The organism is Pseudoflavonifractor capillosus (assembly GCF_016902575.1).
GTDB lineage: Bacteria > Bacillota > Clostridia > Oscillospirales > Oscillospiraceae > Enterenecus > Enterenecus capillosus_A.
This window is the reverse complement of the sequence record NZ_JACSNZ010000073.1, coordinates 1-4,731: the sequence shown is the minus strand read 5'-3', so window position 1 is coordinate 4,731 and position 4,731 is coordinate 1. Positions and strand designations below refer to the sequence as shown.

4 protein-coding genes are annotated in these 4,731 nt (G+C 58.6%); all 4 read left to right on the top strand.

All coding sequences use genetic code 11. The annotated features are described in order from the left end of the window. A partial coding sequence (locus H9X86_RS11530; protein ID WP_243416945.1) for a SpaA isopeptide-forming pilin-related protein occupies positions 1 to 1,085 on the top strand: 1,085 nt, incomplete at its 5' end. A 15-nt stretch (positions 1,086 to 1,100) separates the two neighbouring features. After that, positions 1,101 to 3,041: a SpaH/EbpB family LPXTG-anchored major pilin gene (locus H9X86_RS11525; protein ID WP_204901665.1), complete on the top strand. Its 1,941-nt coding sequence runs from the start codon at positions 1,101 to 1,103 to the stop codon at positions 3,039 to 3,041. Next, entirely contained in the window at positions 3,028 to 3,894 is an 867-nt protein-coding gene (locus H9X86_RS11520) for a class C sortase (protein WP_204901664.1), read from the top strand. The genes H9X86_RS11525 and H9X86_RS11520 overlap by 14 nt, the downstream gene beginning before the upstream one ends. Beyond that, the coding region (locus H9X86_RS11515) for a class C sortase (protein ID WP_204901663.1) at positions 3,887 to 4,731 on the top strand (845 nt) is incomplete at its 3' end. The genes H9X86_RS11520 and H9X86_RS11515, both read left to right, overlap by 8 nt.

Sequence of the window (4,731 nt, the reverse complement as noted above, 5' to 3'; positions counted from 1 at the left end):
GCCAGGTTGGATGTGCCTTCAACGTGGACGACTTTGCCTTTGCCACCCAGATCATTATCTGGGAGTATCAAAGCGGCATCCGCACCAGCCCCACCTCCATTTCCGCTCTATCCTATGGGGGCAAGACCATCGAGGCAGACAACTATGTGAAGTGGATTGAGGGACATCCGGCCAAGAACTGCTACAACTGGATGCTCAAGCAGATGGCAGCCCATCGCACGGTGCCCAGCTTCGCCAGCACGGATGTGGGCCTCAATATGGCTCACACCATGCAGTATGATGCCATCAGCGGTAAATACACAGTGACCCTCACAGATACCAACAACACCGGCTGTGACATCACCTTCCCCTCCACCAGCGGGATTACCGTCTCCCGCCAGGGCAACACCTACACCTTCTCCACCACCCAGGAGATTACCGATCCCGTTACTCTGACTATGCGGAAGAACATCCCCCAAAATACAGGAGCCCTGCTCATCTGGTCCAACGGCGTGGGCCAGACCTTAGCCACCGGAGTGCAAGACCCAGTGGTTTTTTATTTGCAGCTACGCACTCAGCCCTTAGGGATGCTCACCATCCACAAGTCCGGTCAGGGAGATCAGGACCTGTCTGGGGTGAAGCTCCAACTGCTGGATGACCAAGGAAACGTGGTGACCTGGAGCCAGCAGGCAGATGGACGCTATGCCGCTCTGGTGGTGCAGAACGGCCAGTTTGTGGAGGGACAGGACACCGACACGCTGATCACAGACCCGCAGGGCCAAGTGGAGCTGGTGAACATCCCCTTTGGCACTTACACTCTGCGGGAAATCCAGACAGAGGAAGGCTATCAGCTTCTGCCCCAGCCCATCACCATCACCCTGCCCTATGGGGTAGCCGGAGCCAAGGACACCACCAGCGACGAGGTGTACTACAGCAATGGCACCAACTACTATTACCATCTCACCTACGACCTGCGCAATACCCTGGTGTATCGCCTGCCCGCCACTGGAGGCTATGCCATCTGGCTGATGAGTGCCGGATTGGCACTGGCCTTCCTGTGTGTCACTGGGCTGGCTATGCATAAAAAACATCAAACCGAACATTAAGGAGGACAATCAATCATGAAACAGAAGATGCATCGCTTTACCGCCATGGGTCTGGCCCTGTGTGCCGCCCTTGGCCTGTCCGGAACCGCCCTGGCCTATACCCCCCAGGATGCCACCATCGACTACGGACGCACCGCTAGTCTCACCGTCACCAAGTATGACCTCACCGCCGCCACTCAGGCCGGGGTAAGCACCGGCGGACTGGTGTCCACCGGCAAGGAAAACCCCGAAGCGGAAACCATGCTCCAGGACTACACCCTGGGCGGTGTGGAGTTTACGTACCTGCGCCTGGGAGGCATTGACATGTACTCGGACCAGGATGCCGCCAATGCCACCGTCCAGGTCATCTACGGGGTGGACAACGAGGATGTGCGGGACACGCTGGGCCTCACCTCGGAAGACGTGGTGAAAACCGAGGGTGGCATCCCCTGGTATACCTCTGATACCCTGATCGACGCTTTGGAGGAACAGCTCACCGCCAACCGCCGAGCTACCAAGGATGCTCTGGAGGCGGAGGCCAACCAGAGCGGCACCGCCATGCCCCTCACCGATGACGTCACCGGCACCACTTCCGTGGACGGCTTGGAACTGGGCCTGTACCTGGTGGTGGAGACTGAGGTGCCGGAGAATGTCACCTCCACCGTCAACCCCTTCCTGGTGTCCCTGCCCATGACGGACACCCAGACCGCTGACGGCTGGTTCTACGATGTCCATGTCTACCCCAAGAACGAGACCGGGAACCCCACCCTGGAGAAAGAGGTGGCAGACCTGGCCCACGGCATCAGCTTCTCCGGAGACATCGACGGGCTGGGCTACCGGGATGTGGCCACCGGCAGCACCGGAGATGTGATGGGCTACCGCTACCTGTCCACCCTGCCCACCATCACCTCCAACGCTACCCAGCTCACCCAGTACCGCTTTGAGGATATTCTCTCTCCCGGCCTGGAGTACAACCAGAACGACGTGATCGTGTGCTGGTATGAGAGCTATGAAGCGGCCCAAAAGGACTACACCGTTGCCACCCCTAACCCCCCTGCTACCCAGGGCGCCAACGCCGTGGAGACATGGGAGTGCAACGAAAAGGGACAGGGCACTTATTTCGATGTGTCCTACTCCAATGGTAGTGACGGCTCCACCATGATGACCCTTCAGTTCAACGAGGCGGGTCTGGAACGCATCAATACCCCCGTGGACAACAGCCAGCAGGAAGGCCGGTACTCCGACTGGACCTGTGTGGTGTACTACACCGCCAAGATCAACAGCACCGAGGACATAATCCTGGGCGATGAGGGCAACCCCAATACCGTCACCCTCACCTGGGAGCGCACCAGCCAGGACTATATCGACACCCTCATCGACGAAGCCAAGGTGTACAGCTATGGCATCCACCTCACCAAAAAATTCTCCGCCGGAGGCACCAACTTTGACGCCGTCCAATTCATTGCCCAAAACGTGACCAACGTCACCGGCAACTACTATGTGGTGGCAGAGGCCAACCCTGCCAAGGGTGTGTACTACGCCACCGGCACCACCACCAACGTGGACGAGGCCACCCGCATGACCCCTGATGAGAGCGGCCACCTGTATCTGTATGGTGTGGAGGAGGACACTTACCAGCTTACTGAGACCCAGACCGATGCTGGCTACACCCTGCTGGAGGATGTGATCACCGTAGACATCGACACCAAGTACACACCCGGTGTGCAGGTGGGCTCTCTCACTGCCACCGCCACCGTGGATGGCTATTCCGCCACCATGGAGGCCATGGGGGACAGCGGCAATGCCCTGGTTCCCTTGACTGTCCTCAACACCCGTGGCTTTGATCTGCCCGAGACCGGTGGCAAAGGCACCATGGTGACCACTGTGGTGGGCATCGTGCTGGCCAGCGGGATGCTCACCGGGTGCATCGCCCTTCGCTACTGGAAGCGAAAGGGTGAGCTGGATGAAAAGAAGTAAAGCGCCTCTTTTGTTGGGGCTGGGCTGTGTGCTGGCTGTGGGGATGATGCTCTACCCCATGGCCAGCAACTGGCTTTCGGGGCAAACACGCTCCCAGGTCATTACAGAATATGAGACGGCGGTGGAGGTGCTGGACAACCAGGCTACCCAACAAGCCCTAGAGCTGGCCCAAGCCTACAACCGGGATCTGCTGGAGCAGAGCTGTTCCATTGCCGGATTCTCTGTCTCCGGTGCCCCAACCCCAGACAATGACATTCTCACCGCCCTGGACCCCACCGGAGGCGGTATGCTGGCCACGTTGGAGATTCCCGCCATCGACGTGATTCTCCCCGTGTACTACGGAACTCAGTCCACCACCCTCACCGCCGGTGTGGGGGTGGTGGAGGGCAGTTCCCTGCCGGTGGGAGGTACAGGAAGCCATGCAGTTCTGGCAGGCCACAGCGGCCTGGCCTCATCCCGGCTCCTCTCCGACCTGGATCAGCTCACACAAGGTGATGTGTTCTTCCTGCGGGTGCTGGATGAAACTCTGGCCTATGAGGTGGATCAAATTTCCGTGGTGCTTCCCGACGATGTGAGCCAGATTGGGATTGATCCACAAGGAGACTATGTAACCTTGCTCACCTGCACTCCTTACGGCGTGAACTCCCACCGTCTTCTGGTGCGTGGCACCCGGACGGAATGGACAGCAGAGGACACCGTGGTTGCAACCGCCCAGAACCAAAACCACGAAAGCAGTTGGTGGAGTGAATACCGCACAGCTCTGTGCATCGGGTTTGGCATTTACCTTGCCATGCTGTCCGTGGCTGTCCCGGTGGGAATTTGGTGGATCAAGCGAGGCGGCAGGCATGGCTAGATGGCTGCTGGGGCTGGCTCTGGCGGTGGATTTGGCGCTGATGGTTATTCTGTGTAAGCCCATCGCTGCCCCCATGGTGTATGAGCAGACGGTGAAAGAGGAAGTTGCTGTGGTGGGGCAGGAACAGAAAGAGCCAGGTATTCACCAAGACCTGAGAGAAGCCATGGAGGCGTACAACCTCCAGCTGTCCCAGGATCAGTCCGGCCTGGACAGCGTGGACAGCTATGAAGCACCGGGGCTGAACCTGAAGGACTACGGCCTGGGGACTGACGATCCCGTAGGCTATATAGAAATCCCCGCCATGGACGTCACTTTGCCCCTCTACCTGGGGGCATCCAGGGCACACATGAACGACGGAGCGGCGGTGCTGGGTCAGACCAGCATGCCCATCGGGGGGATCTCCACCAACTGCGTCATTGCCGCCCACCGGGGCTGGAATGGCAAGGCCATGTTCCGGGATGTAGAGCTGCTTCAGGAGGGTGACTTGGTGTACCTCACCAACCTCTGGGAGACCCTGACCTATCAGGTGACGGGAATCTCCATCATCTGGCCTGATGAGGTGGAAGCTGTGGCCATTAAGCCAGAGCAGGACATGGTGACCTTGCTCACCTGCCACCCCTATATTGTGGGCACCCATCGGTATCTGGTGTACTGCCAGAGGGTGGAGCAGGATACTCCTGTCCAGGAACCCACTGTGACCGCCCCCAACATCCAACAAACACAGTTTTCAGTGAAAGCATCACAATCTGAAATCGAGCTTGAAAGCCATTTGCAGTTGGTAGCACTGGGACTGAGTATTTGTACCGCTGTGGTGCTGATTTACACCATGGCAACCAT

Excerpts from the sequence above, each read along its gene's own strand:
- H9X86_RS11520 (WP_204901664.1), top strand. The coding sequence starts at position 3,028 with ATGAAAAGAAGTAAAGCGCCTCTTTTGTTGGGGCTGGGCTGTGTGCTG.
- H9X86_RS11525 (WP_204901665.1), top strand. The coding sequence starts at position 1,101 with ATGAAACAGAAGATGCATCGCTTTACCGCCATGGGTCTGGCCCTGTGT.